Origin of the sequence: Pseudomonas sp. P179, from assembly GCF_000478485.2 — a bacterium.
Taxonomy (GTDB): domain Bacteria; phylum Pseudomonadota; class Gammaproteobacteria; order Pseudomonadales; family Pseudomonadaceae; genus Pseudomonas; species Pseudomonas aeruginosa.
Genome location: NZ_KI517360.1, coordinates 18135 through 35921, shown reverse-complemented (window position 1 = coordinate 35921; position 17787 = coordinate 18135). Strand labels below are relative to the sequence as shown.

Here is a 17787-nt window from a genome sequence, read left to right as displayed (position 1 = left end):
GCGCGGCTGAAGACTTATGGGGCTTTGTTTGGCGACAAGAATCATAAGGCTTTCAGCCGTTTTTGTTTATGCGGTCATGAGAAATCCGGGCTAGGAATTTCTATGAGCCAACACATTGTTTGCGTGCGATGTGAACAGTCCAATGGCTTGGTCCGGGTCCAACTTGGGTGGGACAAGCCAATGGCAGAGTTCTACCTAGTGGTTTTCGCGGAGCCGCCTGCGGGCCAGCATATCAGCGATGAACGGATCATTTACTCCAATCTCGACGACCCACATTCTCATGCCCAGGAACTTAGCTATTTCAAGGGAGTGGTCCGTGAACTGGGCTGTGACATCCCGGATTCTATGTGGCGAGCTGCATACCGAGATAGAGAATTCAACGTCGTCAACAAAACTGTCTTTTACTCACCGAGCGGGGATGTAGTAGAGCATCTCTAACTAGCAGTGGTTTGGCCTAGCACAAATCGCGGCCCACCAAACACTCCATCGAATTGGCATCGACCGTACTGGGGTTCACTAGCTGGTGGCACACGCGACTAGGTAATTGAATTCCGCACCTGACGATGTCCATGGGGGACGCGTCGAGCGAAAGGAACTATCATGTTCAAAAACGATACTTTCAGCCGTACCGGCAGCTATCACCAGATATCCGCATCGGCCTACAACCTGATCCTCGGAGCGGTACTTCTCTGGGGCTTCGCCCTAAACTGGTGGATGGTTGCAACCATCCCGACCGAAACCATCAAAGCGATCAACCCGTTGGTGTTCATCATCGGATACTTCGTCAGTGCGATCGTCGGCTGCATCATCATCTTCAGCTCGAAGAACCCGATCATTAGCTTCTTCGGCTACAACATGATCGTGGTCCCAATCGGCCTAGTTCTGGTCATGTTCATTCCCGGCCACTCGCAGGAAAACATTATCGCAGCAGTCCGTGTCACCACTCTCCTCACGGTTTCCATGATGGTTCTGGGAACGCTGTTTCCGGCCTTCTTCAAACGGATCGAGGCTGCGCTTTTCTGGGCGTTGTGCATCACGATCGTGGTTGAGCTGCTGCAGATCTTCGTGTTCGACGTAGAACTGGGCGTAATGGACTGGATTGTCGCAGCCATTTTCTGTGGATACATAGGTGTGGATTGGGGCCGGGCCAATCAGATCGAGCGGACCGTCGACAACGCGGTGGACAGCGCGGCATCGCTCTACCTGGACATCATCAACCTGTTCGTGCGGGTACTGGAGATCATCTCGAAAAAGTGAGTCCGCCGGCCCGATCCGTAACGGATTTCAGCCCCTCAACTTGGCTCGTACGGGTCGCCACCACTTCATAGGATAGGAGTCTCCACCATTGGACTCCTATCCAAATGAACCAGAACACTGACGCTACCAAGCCCCAGGACACCGAGGTTTCGTCTCAGACGCAACTGGCAATCCTCCTGTCTATCCGCGGTGGACTCACCAGCGGGTTCACTGTCCAACGATGCATTTCGCAAATCGCTAATGTCGGACCAGCCGGTAACTGGGAGGCTGCAGCTTCCAAATACGAAGTTGGCAGCTCGCTGGCGCAGGCCCTCTTGACTTCGGGTGCCTTCAGTTCCGAGGTCCAGTTGTTGATCGGCTTCATGGATGACCACCAGGTCAATCCCGTCCAGCAACTTGACCCCGCAATCGACTATCTCAAAGCAGTCCTGTAGGAGCTCATGATGCTTCGTTTGATCATTTTCTCTGTACTCGGCCTCACCTTCTATCTCGGCCGCTTCAAAAGTGACTGGCTCTACCCCATGTTCGATCAGGACATGTCCGCTGACCCGGATCGAATTTTCGGTCTGCTGGCGACCATGGGGATCGGTGCCCTTTTCCTCCTCATCCTCATGTTCGGTGCGGGCTGCATGGCTGTCAGTCAGCGAAGCGCCGTCGACCAAGAACAGTAGGCTCACTCAAGCTGTCAAGGCACTGAGTCGCCTCAGTGAACGAAGCACCTGAAAAGGTGCTTCACCCCTCAATCCAGGGTTTAAATACCCTTTGGAGAACAAATGCCAAAACTCCCCATGCTTGCTCTGGCCGCAGTCGCGGCCGCCGTAATTTCGGTGCCTGCATCCGCCGGCGAACGCATCTCGATCCGGACCGAAGTCTCCATGGGCGGCGTTGTGGTCAGCAGCGGTACCCAGGAAATCTCGAAAGGGGGTACCGCCCATTTCAACGATGGGCGCTTCAAGGAAATCGATGCCAACGTGACGGTGACGTGCCGGGAAGGCATCAGTCGCTGGTTGAATCCCTTCAAGCCCGCCTGTGACGAACCGATTCGAGAGAAGGAAATGGTACCCGTTGGGTTCATGGCCGATATTTCGGCTCGAGAGGCGTCCGGCGATAAATTTGTCGTCTCGGTCGACGGTATGTACGTCCAGGTCCTCGAAGAGCAAAAGCTCAAACACGGAGAAACCGAACTCGAATCTGCATCCTTCCGCACCCAAAGTCTGAACAGCAGCATGGTCGTCACGGCCAATTCCGAGCTGGAAATTGCCAACGGAGCAGGTGCTGATGAGATCAAGCTTAAGGTCAAAGTTCAGCGCCTGTAATGCCTACTACCGGGACCGCAGTGCAAATCTCTGCGGTTCTGGCACGCATCGTCTGCACTGAAACTGTGTCCATTCTGAACACAGCCAGGGGCTACACGATGACTGCAGCACGCAAATTCCAAACCTCACCTGAGACCCATACGGTCGAAGGGATAGCAGCCATATACGCTCAGGAGCTGGGCGGGCGCGCCGGTCGAGAAATCCAGGTGCGGGACTATCACCTGCATTTCGCCGAAGCGATCCTGGCACGCGATGCGTATTCGCTCAGTTTCCTGGCAAACGGATTGAACAATGTCGGCAAGGCAGTGTTCAGCGCAGTTACCGGAGTCCAGCTGCCGCGCACTCAATCCGGCACCTGGGCCACTATCCTCGAATGGGCCGGCGTAGATCCGAAGCAAGACGACCTCAAGAAAGCCGAGCATCGCCTACAGGTTCTGCACACCAGCCTGTGCTCACGTTTCTCTGAAGTAGACCGTCTTACCCGCTTCGCGGAGAGCGGATATGCACAGGGCTTCGTTCAGGTGATCAAGGACGGCCGTCGCTACCTCATGGCTGATGCAAGTGGAAAGGTAGGGATCAACCTGAGCACTCGTGGGCTTCACGGTGAACACACCCGTCCCTACGTCGAGGCCTACCTTGCTGTCCAAAAGATCAAAGTTGAACTGGGCCTGCAGAAGGAGCCGGTGTACGTGCCTGCAGACGCGCCTGCGGGCAACCATTCGCCGGCGCCCAAGCCTACTCCTGCCACCCAGCTGACAGAGCAGCTCGGCATGGGCTTTTGACAACCGCCAGCTTTTCAGAAGGTGGAGATGGCTTGAACACTCCACCTGCCCATGATCTTTTCATCACCAGCGGGCCAGCCTTGGGCCCGGCCTAAAGGGAACTCCATGAAAGACTCGCTCCTCACGCGCATCCGCCGGTCTCTGCGCAACAAGTATGTGCAGTCAATGATCGGGTGCGCACTCACCTTGGTGCTGTTCGGCGGTTACTGGGCGTACAACCAATTCCTGCAACCCCAGGGGCCTGTTAGGACTGCTGAACAGCACCATGCAACGATCATGGATCAGATCAGTAAGAACCCCTCCCGGTGGACCGATAACAGGAAAACGCTGGACAACCTATTGGAAGACGTCCGTCTGGGGAACGTCATCGAAGCTGACATCGGGAAGGAAGACATCTACATCACGACCAAGGACGAACGGGCCTATGTCGTGAGCGACCAGTTCGGCCAAGTAGCCCGGCAGTTGCTCAACTTGATCTACAACGAAAAGACTCCGTTGTTCACCATTCAGGAACTGAAGATCGGCCCTCAGATCAGCGCAGCCCGTTCGCTGGACGTAGCGGTTCAACTGATGATGGTCCTCTTCTTCGGGTGCATGCTCTGGCCCATGTTGAGCCCCTACCTCACGATTCGAAGGAAAAAAGCGACATCCAAGGTCACCTTCAAGGACGTGATCGGGTGCGATGAGGCAAAGCGAACCCTGATGGACATGACCGCCTGGCTGCGGACCCCGGAGAATTTCGCCCTCCTGAACGCGCGACCACCCAGAGGTGTCCTGTTTACTGGCGACCCGGGCGTAGGCAAAACGCTCTTGGCCAAGGCGCTGGCAAATGAGTGTGGCGTGAACTTCATCGAAGCGAATGGCAGCAGCTTCAGCAGTATGTTCTATGGCGTTGGCATCCAGAAGGTAAAGGGCCTGTTCCGAGAGGCACGCCGTAAAGCACCGTGCATCCTGTTCATCGACGAGATAGACGGGATTGGCCGGCGCGTCGACCAAGGGCGCCTTGCCGATGGTGAAGGGAACCGTATCGTCAATCAGTTCCTCACCGAACTGGATGGGTTTAGCGAGAACGCAGGGGTGATGCTGATTGCCGCGACCAACCATATAGATGCCCTGGACAAAGCTCTGCGCCGGGAAGGTCGATTTGACCGGACAGTTCATGTCCCCCTTCCTGCGTTCGAGGACCGAGTTCGCTTACTTCAGCTGTACCTGGGCAAGACCAAGCCGGCAGAAGACCTGGACTATGACCGCCTTGCCAAGAACTGCATGGGGCTGACGCCGGCGGCTATCGCCTTCGTTGCGAACAACGCAGCGCTTCTCGCTGCTCGCAGCAGCGATACAGAAATTGGAATGCACCACATCCTGGAAGCAATCGAGATTCAGCGCATGGGTGAAGCGGATGAGAACCAGAAACTGGCGAGACCTGAGGACCGTCGTAGAGTAGCCGTTCATGAAGCTGGCCATGCACTGGTTGGCGCGCGTCTCAACACCGGCCGGGTGGAAAAAGTCACCATCCTCCCCCGCGGGCCTGCGCAAGGCGTCACCCTGATTCTTCCGCTCGAGGACAAGCGCCTGCATTTGCAGTCCGAGATTCAGGCGCAGCTCGCTATGGTCCTGGCGGGCCGCGCTGCGGAAGCTAACGTCTTTCAGGAGGTATCCACTGGCGCTGCTGGGGACCTGCAAGAAGCCACCAGGATAGCCCTCTCGATGGTGACCAGTTACGGGATGTCACCTGACGAAAGCCTCTCCAGCTTGGCGACCATGCGAGAGCTCGGCATAGAGATCGATGCCCGGATCATTATGGAGAAAGTGGATGCGCTGCTGAAGGCTGGGTACGAAAAGGCGTTGGCCCTGATCGAGAACCACCGCCCAGAGCTAGATTTCATCGTCGAGCAACTGCTGGCGCACGAGACCATTGGCGGCGAAGTCGTATATCAGGCCCTGGAGCAAATCGAGCTCCAGTTACAAAGTGTGGAGTCCGCGGCGGTAGCTTGACGGCGCCGGCGGGGCCGGGGTTACTCCGGCCCTGCTGCTTCTGCCACAAGACCATGCAGTCGATCCTGACTGCAAACCACAACAGGAGCACGGCCATGAAACTCCAGCACGCCCACCTGTTTTATGGATCGACCACCATTCCGGTACTGCCCACCACTTCGACTCCTATACCTGAGGAGATCGATTTCGCATCTCCCGAAGCCTGTGCGAAAAGCATCTTTGCCATCATGGGCCGTGCAGCCGGCGGGCACTCGATAGATGCTTGCCAACTGCGCATCAATCGCGAGCGGGGCACTGCCAATCTCATCGGTCGCGGAGTGCATGTCTTCTACCGAGACGACACCCTTCCCCCGCTGACGGTCGATGATGCACTCCAACTGGTAAGCAGGAAGGTCCAAGAGACCTTCCACCTCGGATCAGTCGCCCCCTGCTAGAAGCCATAGGGTGAGGAGCCATAGGGGTTCTGCTGGGGCCCCTTGTAATCCGTCAGGAACTCGTCGAAGCGCTCCAGCATCTGCACAAAGATGTGCAGCGCCCTCGTTGATTCGTCGCGGAACACCAAATTCCCCTCTTCGTCCACCTGGTGGTAGAAATCGAACACTCCCTCACCCATCAATGCCAGGGCAGGCATTTCGGCCAGGCGCCCAGCCATCCGAACGATTTCACTTTCCCAAACCTGAATTTCCGGTGTGAATGTCCAGTGCGGATGGAATGCATTCCACGGCTTTGCCATGTACATTCCGGCCCGATTACGAATCAGTCTGGCGAACTCCGTGTCGAACTTTACTGTTGAGTTGAACCGATCCCCGGGCGATACACGGAACTTCTCCTGCCGGAACCTCACTCTGACCTGCCAAACCTCATTGAGGAATTGCGCCGCATTTTGATGATCGCGGGTGAGATCACTGCCAACCATCAGGGCTTGACGGCGGCGACCCCCGTCTTGGTGAGCTTCGATTGCCAGGCGCTTCCAATGGAGCAGCATTTCAACCGGGTAGAGGCACGCACTGTGATCGATCATGCGGTGGCACGCCGCGCACAGCCAAATCCCATTGTCATAGCCGTGACGATCCACATCCATCGGCAGATCGTAGTATCGGGCCGCATTGGGGCGCGCTCCGCAGATATGCGCAGCATCGCCCGTCAGCTTGTCTTTGCGCCGGGCCCGGTCGTAGACAAAGGTCTGAATCCCACAAAATGGGGCTGAACAGTAACCCCCAACATCCCGCCGTAGATCTTCTTTTACCCGCGGAGGGAATCCATCATCCGTCGTGCTCATGCTATTTCTCCTGAGCCTCTAATTAATGAATAGCCGCCAATCAAAATCGGCACCGATGGACGAGGATAACCGGGAAATTCACCGTTACGTTTTGACGTATCCAAGCTTGAGTCGGCCGTTACCATCATGAACCTCAGGAACTCCTGGAGGATCACAATGAACACGCCGTTGGAAAGCTGCCCGGTGTGGCAGCGCTATCTCGAGGTCGTTGCCGCGGCCGGCGCAATGCCCAACCACCTTCCTGACAAGAGCTCGCTCTATCATCGGCTCCGCGCCGGCAAGCAGCCACTGGTGCTGCCGCCTCCCTTGTCCCATTCTTACCCCTGGTACGACGTTGTGGAGTCCGAAAAGGTTTTCGCCCCATTAGATGGGCCAGTCGCTTACGAGCCGCTGACGGAGGACGAACCGCTCGTCGATGCGGTATGGATCGATCAAACACCCTGGCTTGTGGTCGACCGGATCAGCAATTCGGGAATGATCGTCTCGCAACCTGGCTGGCTGGATCTCGGGTTCCGGTGGCGCTACTGGCATAAACCAACCCGCGCTGATCAATCCGAAGCATGCATGATCGCCCACTATGATCGATCTGTTGGCCGCATCACCACCAGTGCTCAGCTCGATCTGGAGTGCCGGTACCAAGCCGAGCATTGGAAGGCGCACCTCGAAATTGCCGTTTCCTCCTTCAGCAATGAGGTCAAACTGATGGGGATCGACCCCGATCTTAGGGATGCAGAAGATACCCTAAGAGGGCGAATGAACAGGGCCGCGGCTCAAATGCGGCTTGACCGGGCAGTAAGGGATGCACAGACACGAGCGGAGAGAGGCCTGCCTGCGGTGCCGTCTGATGCGGAGGTCGAAGCCTACGCGCAGCGCTACCGGATAAACCTCCTTGAGGGTTCATTCCAGGAACAAGATGGCTGGCTGTATGTAGACGGCTGGGCGTTGCAGCGAATCTCGCCAGAGAAACTCGGGCCTGAACACTATTTGCCTGGCGCACCGGCTAGCCAACCGCAAGTGAGCCTGGAGGACTGAACTGTGCTCCAACCCTGCAATGAAACTGCGAGAAATCTGCTACTTCGCCTCGAAGCAGCTGGCCTGCGGGAGAGAGCTACCCCCGGCCTCGACGGAATCGGCAGTTACTGCATCGGCGTTCGGGCGACTAACGCCATCGAGGTGTTCGAGCTTGGGAGGACTCTGGGAGCTGATTTCGGCAAGATCCGCGTCGAAAGCTATGCAGAGGGTCACATCATCGCGTTCCCGGAAGCGCTGGTAAAACTGGATCACGGTTCTGCCTGAGTATTTCTAGTTCGGTCTGCTGCACCGGTTCTGGCACAACCGGCGCAGCCTCACCATAGGTCCATCGAATTCATCAACGAAGGATCTACTCCATGAGCACCAATAACCCCAACGCTCTCGACCTCAATCGCGCCATCAACACCTATTCCAGTGACGAGGCGGAGCGCCTGGCCTATCAGCGCATGCAGGAGGTCGGCTTCAAGATTGCTGACATCCTTATAGAGATGCCTCTCGGGACCATGGCTGATCTGGGCCAAGGCGAGTGCCTGTTCGTAGCCCCGTATGCCGGCCGAATCGAGGTTTTCTCTACCCCGGACTGGCATGACAACTGCCGCTGGGGTGATGTCAACTGGTTCTTCCTGAATGACTACCAGGGCCTTGCCGCCGAGGATCTGGACGAACACCGGGTCACGATGGAAAACTGGCTGAAGAACCCGGTATTCCGGCAATGCGTGCCTGCGGACAACGCATTCAAGGTCGTAGCTGCTCAGGAAGAATGGGCGCAAAGTCAAACCGGGGCGGCTCCCTCGAAGCTGAATCGCTATGATCATGAAAACGTCAAAAACCTCATCGGCGGCTACATGGTCACTTCTAAGTCAAAACCGCAGGAAACGCGAGTGGAGCAATTCAGCCGGGCGAAAGCTGAGTTAATCGGTCACTTGGAGCGCCAGCTCCAACAGGTTAAAGGCTTCACCTTCTCGGATCTGTCCAAGAAAGTGAGTTGATCTCAATCCCAACTCTATGAACCCCGCTTCGGCGGGGTTCTCTGTTCCTGGGTGTGGCCTAGGCCGAATTTCAGCCCTGGCATCTCGCTTGCGCGCGCGTCCACGGCCAGGACACTAGGGCCTTTTCTCACCCAGGGAGCCAACATGATCAGCATTCGAGACAAGAAGGTTTTCGAATCCGCGGACGAAGTCCAAATCGAAGTCCAGCAGGACGACATCCATCTGAGCGCCCTGGGGCAGTTCACAGCTGTACGTTGCGGTTTCGGAGGCCATACGTCCTTCACGGCCATTCAAGAGGACAATCCCTTCGATTCCCAAAAGCCCCTGGTGCAGGTGAAGGAGGGCTACAACACACTTGCGTGGTTCACCAGCGAGGAAGAAGCCAACAAGCTCCTAGCACGCCTTCGTAAGGTGTTTCTGGAGATAAGGGCAAAGCAGAAGGAGAATTACCGACATGAGCCTGACTCGACCACCGTCAAAGTGATCAAGCGCTCAATCGAGTGGATCGGAATCGTGCTGACAGCGCTGGTAATCGCCTTTGTCGGCGGCATGACTGCATATCCCGGTTGGAAGATGGGCGAGGGGCTGTACCACTCTGTGATCAACAGCTCTGAGACGTCGGATGGACTGAGCTTCGACGCGGCCGGGGAGCTGCTCCCGCCGGCAGAATCACCCGCCGCCGATTAAGGGTTGGAGCCCAATCAGCCCAGCGAACCGCTACCGGCCAAAGACTGAAAATCAATAATCCGACACACACTCAAAGAGGCGTGTCGGGGTTTATCCCGAATGTCAGGCCTCGCCTGCGCGGATGGCTTCGTAGATGACTGCCAAGAGAGGCTTATGGTCTTCGAGCGAACCATCCTCGTCCATCTGGTCGTAGGCCGTCAGCGTGTCGAGCCAGGTGAAGAACGCCTCGAAGTCGTCATATCCGATGATCACATCAATAGGATGACCGTCTTCTGCCAGCAGGCCTGATACCTGGGTCATCAGCTCACGATAGGAAGGCAGGGCCACATCCAGCTCGGTTGCGAGCTCCTCGAGCTTTTCGTTGTAGCGCTGTTCGAATGCGGGGTATACGGATTTAATGGTTGATGGGGCACCTTCACCCCATCAATCTGATACCACCCTCAGATGGTTGATAGATCGACTCCGTAGTTGAGTTCCTCTGCGAAGTCCGGCAGTCCGTAACCGATGGTTTTCTTGTAGAAAGGAGAGACCTTCGCAGTCGGTGCCTTCTTCTTGTGCTTCGTGGTGTAGAGCATTCGTGCCCGCATCACCTCGAAGGAGTAACCGCGCCCTTCACGGTTCTTGTCCTTGGCCAGTCGGTTGATGGACTCCGTGTAAGCGTTGGTGACGGGCATGTCCGTCTCGAAGTAGGTCATGGTCTCTTCGCGCCAGTTTCCCACTGCCCTGACCAGATCGCTCCAGACTTCCTTTTGGCCCTTCGGGATGGTGGCTATCCACTCGTCCAGGGCGGCTTCTGCCTGGAGCCGTGTGGTGGCGTCCCAGATGCCGTAGAAGCGCTCCTTGTGCTCGTAGGCGGCCAGCAGTTGCGGGAACGCGCCTGTCCAGGTCTCCATGATGAGGCGCTCCCGGTCTGAGACTTCGTGAGCGCGTTTCAGCAGGATTTTCCGGTCTCCCTTGAGAGTCCGGCTCTGGGACGGTTTCAGCTCCTTTCTGAGGCCCTTGCGCACTCTCTCTAGGGCATCGTTGGCCATGCGCACCACATGGAACTTATCGACCACGATACGGGCCTGGGGCAGCACAGCCTTGACCGCTGCCCGGTAGGGGTTCCACATGTCCATGCTGACGATCTCGACCTTCTGCCGGTCTTTCAGCTTCATCAGGTAGTTGGTCACCACGTCCTGGCGGCGGGTGGCCAGCAGGTCGAGCAGGGTTCGCTCCTCAATGTTGGTCAGAATGCAGCGGTAGCGCTTGTTCAGGTATAGCTCGTCAATGCCCAGGATGCGGGGCGTCTCGAAGCGGTGCCAGCGCCCCAGGAACTCGGCGCGGGCGTTGAAGATGTCGCGCACCGTCTTCTCGTCCAGGCCGGTCTGTGCCGCCACAAAGGTGTAGGGGTGGTTGAAGGATTCCTTCTCCACGTACTCATGCAGCCGCAGTGTCATACGGAATCCGTCCACCATCTCCGGTAGCTGGGGCCTGAATGTTGTCTTGCAGGCCCGGCAGGTGTATCGGCGGCGGACCACCCAGAGAGTGACCCGCTTGCCGTGGATGGGCAGATCACGATAGGGAACGTCACGCTTGCCGAACCGTACGAACTCACCCTGCACGCCGCATTCCTCGCAGGCGATGGGATCGGGCACGTCCACCTGGAAGTGCATTTCGTCGTCGGTTGATTTGCAGCCCAGTACTTGGTATTGCGGCAGGTGAAGGATGTTGTCGGGAAGTTCGGTCATGGTGTTGTATAGGCGTAGGTGTCAGTCAGATCCATCCGACTCGGCATTGGTGTTTGCTTTTTTACCCAACAAGCTGCTGGAAACGAAAAGTAAGGCACCGAGGACAATTGCAATATCAGCCAGGTTGAAGGCCGGCCAATGCCAGTCTCGCCAATAGAAATCAAAGGAATCCACAACATAGCCGCGAAAGACCCGGTCAATCAGGTTGCCCATGGCGCCACCGAGGATAAGACTGTAAGCGATGGCTTCTCCTTTATGACGATTTTCAAGGATCAGCTTGATCAGAAAAATCGAGACCACTACCGCGATTCCGATAAAAAAGTAGCGCTGCCAGCCTCCACCATTCGCAAAAAGACTGAATGCGGCACCGGTGTTCCATAGGTGCACCCAGTTAAAGAACGGGGTCACCGAAACATACTCGCCATAGGCCATTGATTGCTGCACCAGCCACTTTACAGCCTGATCAGACGCTGCCAGCAGGCCCGATATGGACAATAGGGCATACGGCGAGAGCTTTTTGCCAATAATGAGCATTATTTAACCCTTCAACGCCAAAATGCGTCTGGCACCGTTAAGTACAATGCCCCCCGCGATGGTGCCGATAATCAGATCCGGATAATTGGAACCGGTCCACGCGACCAGGGCGCCGGCGGTGATGACCCCCAGGTTGATCACCACGTCGTTGGCCGAGAATATCCAGCTTGCCTTCATGTGCGCCCCGCCTTCCCGATGTTTGGATATGAGCAGCAGACAACTGGTATTGGCAATCAATGCGACGAATGCGATAGCCATCATCACCAGCGATTCAGGCTCACTACCGAATACAAAGCGTCTCACCACCTCTACGAGCACGCCCACAGCCAAGATCAGTTGCAGTACACCAGCAAGATGCGCGGCACGTACCTGCATTTTCACGCTATGTCCAACCGCATAAAGGGCAAGCCCGTACACCGCCGCATCGGCAAAATTGTCCAGGGATTCTCCAATCAGGCCGGTGGACCGGGCGATCAGACCGGCAGTCATTTCCACCACGAACAGAAGTGCATTGATGCCGAGCAACCAGCGCAGGGTCCCGGATTCTTGCTTAGCAGAAGCTGCCGAAAACTCGGCGGCCTTGATGGTCTCCGGATTTGCAGCGACGGTTTCCTGAAGCGAGGCGCCTAGCCCCAAGGTCTTCAGTTTCGAGGTGACGGGCTCGACCTCGCCGTCATGCACGACCTTCAGCCGGCGGTTCGACAAGTCGAAGGACAGCGCCCGAATCTCCTCAAAGCCGTTCAGGGCTAGGCGAATCATTCGTTCTTCTGATGGACAGTCCATCTTCGGCACGGCATAAACACTGACCCATCTCCCTGGCGCCTCGGAGGAGGCCTGTATATCGGTATCCGCTGCGGACGTTGCATCACCGCCACAGGCGCCACCACAGGATTTGCTCATGATACGACTCCACTTGAACAATGTTGTGGTACCATTTAAAACTATAAAGCTACTATAAGGTCAATAGAGTAAAGAATCCGTTGGGGAGGAGGCTGATGCGCATTGGTCAGTTGGCGCAGTTGGTAGGGGTCGAAACACAGACGATCCGCTTCTATGAACAGCAGGGCTTGTTGCCGCCGCCTGATCGGCAGGACAACGGTTACCGTGTCTATACCGAGAAACACGTTGAGCGGCTGGCCTTTATTCGTCGCTGCCGCATCCTGGATCTGTCACTGGCAGAAATTCACGAACTAAAGCGCTATCAGGACGACCCTCATCAGCCTTGTACCGCCGTCAACGCCTTGCTCGATGATCACATCTCTCATGTGCGGTCGCAGATAACCGCTCTGCAAGCGCTTGAGAAACAACTCGTTTCACTGAGAGCGAGTTGCAACGATGACCGGGAAGTTGAGGCGTGTGGGGTTCTTGCTGGAATTAGCGAAGGAAACATGCACCAGCAGTAGGTGAAGCATCAACCAGATAATCCGATGAGATGCCGGTCTGTCTCACTCTCATGCAAAGGTAAGATCAACCATTTAATCCGCTTACCCCGAATGCGGAAATGTTGTTGGCGTTCTGCATGATGCTGGCTCCTGTAGCTGGGGCCCCTTGCCCCGCGATGGAGTCACTATCAAGCCGTCCTTCATGTGCCAGAAGCTTTCCGGCAAATTTTTTGATGGACGGCATTTTCCCCTCGGTTCTGGCACCTCCCCTCTTCATGGAACATGAGCACTCGATCAGGAGAGAACCATGTTACCGAAGCAAAATAACTTCTACCGAGGGACCAAAGCCCGAACCACTAACTTCCAGCCCGCAAGTCGCGGAACTTTTGGTTCCGGCCTGTATTTCGGGGATCAAGCCTGTGCCGATGAGTATGCAGGACCTGGCGGCTCTGTCTGGGAGGTCAAGCTCAACATGAGCAACCCTCTCCACTGCCTGGCCAGCCTTGAGCATGACTACGACCTGGACAGTCCGGCCGTTCCCCTCATCGAGCAGATTTTCTCGGTCGAGACAGCAATTGAGCTGATAACCAGGGCTATTGAAACCGACGGCTATTTTGGAGTTGAGATTCAGCAGAGACTTGAGCAGCTCGGTTATGACGGACTTGTGGCCACCTACCCGGACGGCAGTTACGAGGTAGTGGCCTTTTCCCCTGCACAGGTCCTGAATGTTCGTCGACTGGATAGCCGCGCAGCTTGACGTTTCCTACAAGGAAGCGTGGAGTTCACACTCTGAATTCAGGGGGTTCAGGCACGCCAGCAGGTGGCAGATTATCGGCTTGGCGAGTTGGGATTTCAGCGTGCCATTTTGGCTTTGTGGCACCCGACAAATCGCGCAACCTCTTCCCACCCCCAGCCAAAAGGAATCAGGCAAATGGTCAAATTCACCCCCGAACTTCTCGACGGTTACACCTACATGCTGGATGGCGATCGTACGGTGGACACTGCCGTTCAGGTGTTGAAGGAGGCATTTTCTCCGCAGGCAATCTTCGATTCCGCGGAACGCAGGCTGATCAAGATGAATCCTGGTACCACCCAGGACCTGCATGCCTACATCAGTGTCGGATACAACCAGTTCGGCGCAGACGCCCGAGCAGTAGCATTCAAAATTCTGGTAACCGATACCGAACAGACTGCTGGCAACGCTCTCCTCTGCGCAGAGGGCTATTTCATCGCCACGACCTGCAAAGGGTTGGATCTGGTCATCGCGATGGACAATATCAGCCAGGACGTTTACCTAGCCGGGGAACTCTTCAGTCAAGGATGGCCACGCCGTAATGGCACCTTCACGCTTTTCACCCAGCTGATCGTTCACCCCGATCTGCGGTCCCCTGTACTCCATGACCTGATGCTGGAGCTCGAGGGGGGTATCTGCTCACTATCGCCGGAAATCCCAACTCTCTCCTCGGGGCTCATGCTGGTTTTCAACCGCGATTCTGAGCCGACCAACGTGCTGCTGGAGCAGTGCAGTATCTGCACCGTTCACGAACAACGGGACCAACTCCGCCTGTTCAGCATCCCAACGGAGTCTTTCGTCACCGATCGACCCAGCGCACGCGCCACTCGCAAGCGAGTTTGCGAGTTCCGGTTCGACGCTTGCGCTTAATCGCCCTCCTCCGTTGCCGGCAGGATCTCACTCGTTAGGATCTCGCCGGCAACCGCTTTCTGCTTATCAGTCTGACCTGAGGTCCCATGCCCATTCGCCATTGCATTGTCCATTTTATCGACAAGAAACCCGACGGGAACCCGGCGGCACTCCACTCCCGGGATGCCGAACTGGAACACAACGAGGCCGCAGATAACCTGCTTGCCGATCTCAACGATGCCTACAACGCCAAGGCAACTAAAGGTTGGGGGCTTTTCCATGGTCAATCGGGGGCCTATCCACTGAGTGGGTGGCTGAGCGAGTACCTGGATGGCGGACAGGATTTCGTGAGCTTCAGCCGCCAGGCAGCCGAGCACTTGGTGAGGCTGATGGAAGAATCGAGCCTGACTGTCGGGGGCCATTTCCTGCTGGCGCATTACCAGCAAGGAATGACTGACTACCTAATGCTCGCAATGCTCCATCACCGCGACGGCGTCGCGCTGACCGAAGGCCTCGAGGTAGCCGCCATCAAGCATCTCGATGTGGGGCAACTCCACCTTGCCGCAAGGATCAATCTGTCTGAGTGGCGTAACAACCCCAAGTCGCGCCAGTACATTTCCTTCCTCAAGAAAGGTGGCCGCAAGGCTTTCGACTACTTCCGCGACTTCATCGGTTGCGAGGAAGGCCACGATGCTCCAAGCGAGACGCGAACTCTGCTGAAAGCATTCTCCGACTTCGTTGAAAGCGAAGACCTGCCAGAAGCAGCTGCCAGGGAGAAAACCGACACGCTGGTTGATTACGCCAACGCCCAAGCGCGACTCGGGCAACCGGTAACCCTGGACGAACTTTCGAGCCTGATCGACGAAGACCGACCGAAAGCCTTCTACGACTACATCCGGAACAAGGACTATGGTCTGGCCCCGGAAATTCCGGCGGACAAGCGGACTTTGAAGCAGTTCCAGCGCTTTACCGGACGTGCTGAAGGCCTGGCTATCACCTTCGAAGCCCATCATTTGGGATCGACGGTTGAGTACGATGAAGATCGCGATATGCTGATCATCCGCAACATTCCGCGCCAGCTCAAAGACCAACTCGCGAAGCGGAAGGACTCTCAAGGGGCCTAGGCGGCCCCGACCACTCTTACCGTGTGAACACAGCATTACAGGAGAAGTGGGTGACCAGTCTGCAACCGGACCAGATCCTCAAAGGCGTCAGAACAATGTACGAGTCGATGCTGCACTCCTCACTCGGACATGAGCGTACGAACGGCACCTGCCTCTACGCCGCCATCCTCTGTGAGGCACTGCTACGGAAGTTTGCAGCGCTGGACCCGATAATTCGAGGTGGTGACGGTAAGGAGGACGGTGGCCTGGTGATTGATGGGGTTCCGCACGGCCACTACTGGGTTGAAGTCGAATATCAGGGCGGAATCCACGTCGTAGACATCACTGCGGACCAGTTTGGCCTCGACGCCATGGTGTTTGCCCCGAAAGACAGCATTTCTGCTCATTACGTGGCCGGCGACCAGGCGACTGTTGACGCTCACGTCCAGGACATGAGGAACAAGATCAAAGAGGAATATGCAGATCGGAAGCTCCCTTAGCAGAGCCAGGGAGAGATTACTGCCTGACTTTTGTCCGGGCGGATTCTGGCACGCAGCCGTCCCCCTGAGACTGGCGACATTCCAACAGGGAGTCGCCCATGCTTCTACCAATCGCTCTCTTCGCATCCTTCATCTGCGCAGCGCTGGCCATGACTTGGCTGGCCAACACTCTTCCAGTAGCCTTTGCCACTGAAATTCAAGGTGTGGCAGCAATCCTGGCACTGCTCGCGCTTGCCCTCCTGATCACTGCATGCCGTCCGAACCGGTACCTCCAATGACTACCAAGAACAGCAAACCAGAAGTCCTCGATGCTCGATGGGCTGATTGGAACCACCAGGTGGTCACCATCAAGAGCGGGCGCAAACATGCCTGCAAGGTCCCTTGCAAAGATTGCCCATGGAGGCGTGATTCCGTCGGAGTATTCCCCGCCGAGGCATTCCGACTTTCCGCTGCAACCGCCTATGACATGAGCGACCGAACCTTTGGCTGCCATACCACCGGGAAGGAGAAGCCAACTACCTGCGCGGGCTTCCTCCTCAGGGGGGCCGATCACAATCTCTCGGTTCGGTTAAACCTCATCAATGGTGAACTGGACATGAACCAGGTTTCGGACGGCGGAGTCGATCTGTTCGACAGCTATGCAGAGATGGCCATCGCCAACGGCGTCGACCCCGAAGATCCGATTTTGAAGCCCTGCAGGAACAACTATTCCTGACCGGGGCCCGGCTTCTGGCACACCAGCCCAGCCCTGATCATGGCTCCATCTCATAAGGAGCCATGCGATGAACGTAACCTTCACCTACAGCTACAACCACAGCATCGTGCCCCCTCGCTGCCGCCTGCCTCGTACAGTCCGCGAGCACGACGGACTGATCACCGTTGAAATTCGGGAAATCCCGCCGGAGCAAGCCCCGGTGGCGATCATCAGCCGAAACACCAGCGACCAGGGCCACGATCCGGTGGAATACCGCGCTTTCGAGGGTTGCCTCTGGACGAACTGCAAGCTCTTCGCCGGCGCGCGGGACAACAAAGCGGAAGGAGGCCCGAACGCGACCCATCGCCTGCCGGAGCCTGAGATCTCTCTGGTGACGGAAAGCGTCACGCTGAGCCATTGGGAACAGGGAATCTACATCGGCGCCTATCAGGGAAAGGCCGGGATTGACGAATATCTGGAGAGGTGGGCACGCGATCGGATTATCATCGATGGCCAACTGTTCCTGCCGGTCGGAGAACCCATGTATGTGGTGATGACCTTCGGCCTGTCAAACAACCACGGCGGTACGTCCCTCCATTGCACGGACTTCTTGAACGCCAACATCAAGGATTCTTCCTACTTCTCCATTTTGGAGTTCGATCAAGCACTGGAGTACGCACGTCAGGTGGCAGCAAACCGTGGGGACACTATCAAATTCTCCGTCGATCCTGGCTTCGAGTTTCAGGTCCTGATCCCCAAGGCCGTTCAGTGGAAGAACCCTGGCTTGTCAGTGGCTGCATGACCGCGCCCTGACTCCTCACCCGCCATCACCCGAGCTTCTAGCTTGCTCAATAGAGACCTTGTG

At 56.6% G+C, this 17787-nt stretch carries 26 protein-coding genes; 20 read left to right on the top strand and 6 right to left on the bottom strand.

The window, feature by feature from the left end:
• From HMPREF1224_RS45825 to HMPREF1224_RS43435, 8 genes are all read left to right on the top strand, one after another.
• The coding region (locus HMPREF1224_RS45825) for a hypothetical protein (RefSeq protein WP_218187051.1) at positions 1–438 on the top strand (438 nt) is incomplete at its 5' end.
• A 162-nt stretch (positions 439–600) separates the two neighbouring features.
• Entirely contained in the window at positions 601–1257 is a 657-nt protein-coding gene (locus tag HMPREF1224_RS43460; RefSeq protein WP_010794443.1) for a Bax inhibitor-1 family protein, read from the top strand.
• Between the two features lie 104 nt (positions 1258–1361).
• The gene (locus tag HMPREF1224_RS43455; RefSeq protein WP_010794442.1) at positions 1362–1691 is read left to right on the top strand and encodes a hypothetical protein; all 330 of its coding nucleotides are present in this window, start codon (positions 1362–1364) and stop codon (positions 1689–1691) included.
• Between the two features lie 9 nt (positions 1692–1700).
• Positions 1701–1928 carry a hypothetical protein gene (locus HMPREF1224_RS43450; protein WP_010794441.1) on the top strand — a complete coding sequence of 76 codons (228 nt, stop codon included), beginning with the start codon at positions 1701–1703 and terminating at the stop codon, positions 1926–1928.
• 102 nt (positions 1929–2030) lie between these two features.
• Positions 2031–2573 (top strand): hypothetical protein, encoded by a 543-nt coding sequence (locus HMPREF1224_RS43445; RefSeq protein ID WP_010794440.1) that lies wholly within the window; start codon positions 2031–2033, stop codon positions 2571–2573.
• 98 nt (positions 2574–2671) lie between these two features.
• Positions 2672–3355 (top strand): hypothetical protein, encoded by a 684-nt coding sequence (locus HMPREF1224_RS45130; protein ID WP_010794439.1) that lies wholly within the window; start codon positions 2672–2674, stop codon positions 3353–3355.
• A 105-nt stretch (positions 3356–3460) separates the two neighbouring features.
• Entirely contained in the window at positions 3461–5350 is a 1890-nt protein-coding gene (locus tag HMPREF1224_RS43440) for an AAA family ATPase (protein WP_010794438.1), read from the top strand.
• A 95-nt stretch (positions 5351–5445) separates the two neighbouring features.
• The gene (locus tag HMPREF1224_RS43435; protein ID WP_010794437.1) at positions 5446–5784 is read left to right on the top strand and encodes a hypothetical protein; all 339 of its coding nucleotides are present in this window, start codon (positions 5446–5448) and stop codon (positions 5782–5784) included.
• On the opposite strand, the gene HMPREF1224_RS0112855 is transcribed toward HMPREF1224_RS43435, so the two are convergent.
• The gene (locus HMPREF1224_RS0112855; RefSeq protein ID WP_010794436.1) at positions 5781–6629 is read right to left on the bottom strand and encodes a hypothetical protein; all 849 of its coding nucleotides are present in this window, start codon (positions 6627–6629) and stop codon (positions 5781–5783) included. The two genes, HMPREF1224_RS43435 and HMPREF1224_RS0112855, sit on opposite strands and share 4 nt — an antisense overlap.
• Before the next feature lie 156 nt (positions 6630–6785).
• Here HMPREF1224_RS0112855 and HMPREF1224_RS43430 point away from each other — a divergent pair, with 156 nt between their 5' ends.
• From HMPREF1224_RS43430 to HMPREF1224_RS43420, 4 genes are all read left to right on the top strand, one after another.
• Entirely contained in the window at positions 6786–7661 is an 876-nt protein-coding gene (locus HMPREF1224_RS43430; protein WP_010794435.1) for a hypothetical protein, read from the top strand.
• Between the two features lie 3 nt (positions 7662–7664).
• Positions 7665–7925, top strand: a complete 261-nt coding sequence (locus tag HMPREF1224_RS0112850) for a hypothetical protein (RefSeq protein ID WP_010792779.1) — start codon at positions 7665–7667, stop codon at positions 7923–7925.
• A 92-nt stretch (positions 7926–8017) separates the two neighbouring features.
• Positions 8018–8650: a hypothetical protein gene (locus HMPREF1224_RS43425; protein WP_010794434.1), complete on the top strand. Its 633-nt coding sequence runs from the start codon at positions 8018–8020 to the stop codon at positions 8648–8650.
• Between the two features lie 144 nt (positions 8651–8794).
• Positions 8795–9337, top strand: coding sequence for a hypothetical protein (locus tag HMPREF1224_RS43420; RefSeq protein ID WP_010794433.1), 543 nt, complete (start codon positions 8795–8797; stop codon positions 9335–9337).
• Positions 9338–9439: 102 nt separating this feature from the next.
• Here the strand turns inward: HMPREF1224_RS43420 and HMPREF1224_RS0112845 are convergent, their stop codons facing one another.
• The 4 genes from HMPREF1224_RS0112845 to HMPREF1224_RS43405 all read right to left on the bottom strand — a co-directional run bounded on the left by HMPREF1224_RS0112845 (position 9440) and on the right by HMPREF1224_RS43405 (position 12501).
• Positions 9440–9664, bottom strand: coding sequence for a hypothetical protein (locus tag HMPREF1224_RS0112845; RefSeq protein WP_010794432.1), 225 nt, complete (start codon positions 9662–9664; stop codon positions 9440–9442).
• Between the two features lie 113 nt (positions 9665–9777).
• Positions 9778–11067 (bottom strand): ISL3-like element ISPpu12 family transposase, encoded by a 1290-nt coding sequence (locus tag HMPREF1224_RS43415; protein WP_004574636.1) that lies wholly within the window; start codon positions 11065–11067, stop codon positions 9778–9780.
• 21 nt (positions 11068–11088) lie between these two features.
• Positions 11089–11601 (bottom strand): signal peptidase II, encoded by a 513-nt coding sequence (lspA, locus tag HMPREF1224_RS43410; protein WP_003821921.1) that lies wholly within the window; start codon positions 11599–11601, stop codon positions 11089–11091.
• Positions 11602–11604: 3 nt separating this feature from the next.
• Positions 11605–12501: a cation efflux transmembrane domain-containing protein gene (locus HMPREF1224_RS43405; protein ID WP_004364974.1), complete on the bottom strand. Its 897-nt coding sequence runs from the start codon at positions 12499–12501 to the stop codon at positions 11605–11607.
• 95 nt (positions 12502–12596) lie between these two features.
• Here HMPREF1224_RS43405 and cadR point away from each other — a divergent pair, with 95 nt between their 5' ends.
• A complete protein-coding gene (gene cadR, locus HMPREF1224_RS43400; RefSeq protein ID WP_010794431.1) occupies positions 12597–13004 on the top strand; it encodes a Cd(II)/Pb(II)-responsive transcriptional regulator in 408 nt (135 codons plus the stop codon).
• Between the two features lie 64 nt (positions 13005–13068).
• Here cadR and HMPREF1224_RS45820 read toward each other — a convergent pair whose 3' ends face one another.
• Positions 13069–13227: a hypothetical protein gene (locus HMPREF1224_RS45820; protein WP_155951719.1), complete on the bottom strand. Its 159-nt coding sequence runs from the start codon at positions 13225–13227 to the stop codon at positions 13069–13071.
• A 63-nt stretch (positions 13228–13290) separates the two neighbouring features.
• Here HMPREF1224_RS45820 and HMPREF1224_RS43395 point away from each other — a divergent pair, with 63 nt between their 5' ends.
• The 7 genes from HMPREF1224_RS43395 (at position 13291) to HMPREF1224_RS43375 (ending at position 17724) form a co-directional block, all read left to right on the top strand.
• Positions 13291–13740: an ADP-ribosyltransferase-containing protein gene (locus HMPREF1224_RS43395; protein WP_010794430.1), complete on the top strand. Its 450-nt coding sequence runs from the start codon at positions 13291–13293 to the stop codon at positions 13738–13740.
• Positions 13741–13914: 174 nt separating this feature from the next.
• Complete coding sequence (locus tag HMPREF1224_RS43390; RefSeq protein ID WP_010794429.1) at positions 13915–14646, top strand: hypothetical protein; 732 nt, start codon at positions 13915–13917, stop codon at positions 14644–14646.
• Positions 14647–14732: 86 nt separating this feature from the next.
• On the top strand, positions 14733–15749 hold the full coding sequence (gene yejK, locus HMPREF1224_RS43385; RefSeq protein WP_010794428.1) for a nucleoid-associated protein YejK: 1017 nt from the start codon (positions 14733–14735) through the stop codon (positions 15747–15749).
• A gap of 50 nt (positions 15750–15799) precedes the next feature.
• Entirely contained in the window at positions 15800–16228 is a 429-nt protein-coding gene (locus HMPREF1224_RS43380) for a hypothetical protein (protein WP_010794427.1), read from the top strand.
• Positions 16229–16326: 98 nt separating this feature from the next.
• The gene (locus HMPREF1224_RS0112840; protein WP_031300062.1) at positions 16327–16506 is read left to right on the top strand and encodes a hypothetical protein; all 180 of its coding nucleotides are present in this window, start codon (positions 16327–16329) and stop codon (positions 16504–16506) included.
• Positions 16503–16943 (top strand): DUF6283 family protein, encoded by a 441-nt coding sequence (locus tag HMPREF1224_RS0112835; protein ID WP_023111038.1) that lies wholly within the window; start codon positions 16503–16505, stop codon positions 16941–16943. The genes HMPREF1224_RS0112840 and HMPREF1224_RS0112835 overlap by 4 nt, the downstream gene beginning before the upstream one ends.
• A 67-nt stretch (positions 16944–17010) precedes the next feature.
• Complete coding sequence (locus HMPREF1224_RS43375; protein ID WP_010794425.1) at positions 17011–17724, top strand: hypothetical protein; 714 nt, start codon at positions 17011–17013, stop codon at positions 17722–17724.
• Positions 17725–17787 lie beyond the last annotated feature (63 nt).

Bases quoted from the DNA above. Each gene is read 5' to 3' on its own strand.
- HMPREF1224_RS43460 (WP_010794443.1), top strand. From the start codon at position 601: ATGTTCAAAAACGATACTTTCAGCCGTACCGGCAGCTATCACCAGATA.
- HMPREF1224_RS43455 (WP_010794442.1), top strand. From the start codon at position 1,362: ATGAACCAGAACACTGACGCTACCAAGCCCCAGGACACCGAGGTTTCG.
- HMPREF1224_RS43450 (WP_010794441.1), top strand. From the start codon at position 1,701: ATGCTTCGTTTGATCATTTTCTCTGTACTCGGCCTCACCTTCTATCTC.
- HMPREF1224_RS43445 (WP_010794440.1), top strand. From the start codon at position 2,031: ATGCCAAAACTCCCCATGCTTGCTCTGGCCGCAGTCGCGGCCGCCGTA.
- HMPREF1224_RS45130 (WP_010794439.1), top strand. From the start codon at position 2,672: ATGACTGCAGCACGCAAATTCCAAACCTCACCTGAGACCCATACGGTC.
- HMPREF1224_RS43440 (WP_010794438.1), top strand. From the start codon at position 3,461: ATGAAAGACTCGCTCCTCACGCGCATCCGCCGGTCTCTGCGCAACAAG.
- HMPREF1224_RS43435 (WP_010794437.1), top strand. From the start codon at position 5,446: ATGAAACTCCAGCACGCCCACCTGTTTTATGGATCGACCACCATTCCG.
- HMPREF1224_RS0112855 (WP_010794436.1), bottom strand. From the start codon at position 6,629: ATGAGCACGACGGATGATGGATTCCCTCCGCGGGTAAAAGAAGATCTA.
- HMPREF1224_RS43430 (WP_010794435.1), top strand. From the start codon at position 6,786: ATGAACACGCCGTTGGAAAGCTGCCCGGTGTGGCAGCGCTATCTCGAG.
- HMPREF1224_RS43425 (WP_010794434.1), top strand. From the start codon at position 8,018: ATGAGCACCAATAACCCCAACGCTCTCGACCTCAATCGCGCCATCAAC.
- HMPREF1224_RS43420 (WP_010794433.1), top strand. From the start codon at position 8,795: ATGATCAGCATTCGAGACAAGAAGGTTTTCGAATCCGCGGACGAAGTC.
- HMPREF1224_RS43415 (WP_004574636.1), bottom strand. From the start codon at position 11,067: ATGACCGAACTTCCCGACAACATCCTTCACCTGCCGCAATACCAAGTA.
- lspA (WP_003821921.1), bottom strand. From the start codon at position 11,601: ATGCTCATTATTGGCAAAAAGCTCTCGCCGTATGCCCTATTGTCCATA.
- HMPREF1224_RS43405 (WP_004364974.1), bottom strand. From the start codon at position 12,501: ATGAGCAAATCCTGTGGTGGCGCCTGTGGCGGTGATGCAACGTCCGCA.
- cadR (WP_010794431.1), top strand. From the start codon at position 12,597: ATGCGCATTGGTCAGTTGGCGCAGTTGGTAGGGGTCGAAACACAGACG.
- HMPREF1224_RS45820 (WP_155951719.1), bottom strand. From the start codon at position 13,227: ATGCCGTCCATCAAAAAATTTGCCGGAAAGCTTCTGGCACATGAAGGA.
- HMPREF1224_RS43395 (WP_010794430.1), top strand. From the start codon at position 13,291: ATGTTACCGAAGCAAAATAACTTCTACCGAGGGACCAAAGCCCGAACC.
- HMPREF1224_RS43390 (WP_010794429.1), top strand. From the start codon at position 13,915: ATGGTCAAATTCACCCCCGAACTTCTCGACGGTTACACCTACATGCTG.
- yejK (WP_010794428.1), top strand. From the start codon at position 14,733: ATGCCCATTCGCCATTGCATTGTCCATTTTATCGACAAGAAACCCGAC.
- HMPREF1224_RS0112840 (WP_031300062.1), top strand. From the start codon at position 16,327: ATGCTTCTACCAATCGCTCTCTTCGCATCCTTCATCTGCGCAGCGCTG.
- HMPREF1224_RS0112835 (WP_023111038.1), top strand. From the start codon at position 16,503: ATGACTACCAAGAACAGCAAACCAGAAGTCCTCGATGCTCGATGGGCT.
- HMPREF1224_RS43375 (WP_010794425.1), top strand. From the start codon at position 17,011: ATGAACGTAACCTTCACCTACAGCTACAACCACAGCATCGTGCCCCCT.